The following is a 1,138-nucleotide window of genomic DNA, read 5'->3' on the forward strand; positions in this document are numbered from 1 at the left end:
CGGTGAGGTGGTCATACCCGTCGGCTTGTTGGGCTTGTGGTTGTAGCGGATTTCGAGCGTGGGGCTGGTTTCCAGGAACTCTTTCCAGCTCTGGGCGTCGCTGGCCTCGTTGGCGGCGACCATCCACAGGGTGCGGGTGGCTCTCTTGTTGGTGACGTCGGTTTTGATCTGGCCGGTGATGTCGAAGGACACGCCTGCGGCGTTGCAGCCGCTGTAGCCGTAGGCGAAGCTCTTCGACGCGGCGAGAGGGCTCTTGCTCTGGTCTTCCCAGTAGTCCCAGGTGGCGTTCGACTTCGACAACGTCGCCGCAGGGGCGTAGATGTTGACCGTCTTGTTGGTGCAGCTCCAGGACCGGGTGTTGGTGATCTTGAATGTGGCGTCGTTGATCGTCGCGCCTGCGAGGGTGCTGTAGGGCACCGGGAAGTTGATTAGCGTGTTCGAGCGCTGCTCGCCGGAGTTGCCGACCTGCATCCGGCCGATGGGGTCGGGGGTGTTGTTCCAGTAGTTCGAGGACTGGTGCTGGTAGGAGATGCTGGACCAGCCGGACATTCTCGGTCCGGTGACGCTCCAGTTGAAGCTCGGGTCGATGTAGACCGGGTAGACGGTCGCGGCATCGGTGAGGAGCGTGCGGTCGGGCGTGAGGCCGAGCTTGCCAGGGGCGATGGAGACGCCGATGGCGGCGGTGCGAGCGGCCCGGCCGGGGGCTGCGGTCGTGGAAGCGGCACCGCTGCGCGCGGTTGGTCCACTGGCGGCGCCCGCCGACGAGTCCCACATGATCGGTGCGGGTGCGGTAATGACGGCGTCGCCGGTGCGGTCCCGACCGCTGATGTTTCCGACCGCGTCGGCGTCGAGGGTGAAGCCCTTGGCGGTGGTGGCCAGTTCGAGGTTGGCCAGCTTCGGGTTCGCCGCGGCTTTGGCATCCTTGACCACGAAGACGTGGGAGAACCCGCCCTGTGCGTTGACGGTGACGGTCAGGTCCACACCGGGCAGGACGTTGGCGTACGTCGCGGTCGGTCCGGCGAGCGTGGGCACGGGCAGGGCGACGGGGGCGGTCAGGGTGAGCGAGCGGTCGCCGCTGACCAGGTGTGCCATCGGCCCGCTGCCACCTCCGGACAGCGTGATGTCATGCGTGGTGGTG

At 66.7% G+C, this 1,138-nt stretch carries 1 protein-coding gene; it reads right to left on the minus strand.

Annotated elements, in window-relative coordinates; all coding sequences use genetic code 11:
* The coding region (locus B0E54_RS32290) for a DNRLRE domain-containing protein (RefSeq protein WP_234591627.1) at window positions 1-1,092 on the minus strand (1,092 nt) is incomplete at its 3' end.
* Window positions 1,093-1,138: the final 46 nt, after the last annotated feature.

Source organism: Micromonospora sp. MH99 (assembly GCF_021442385.1).
GTDB lineage: Bacteria > Actinomycetota > Actinomycetes > Mycobacteriales > Micromonosporaceae > Micromonospora.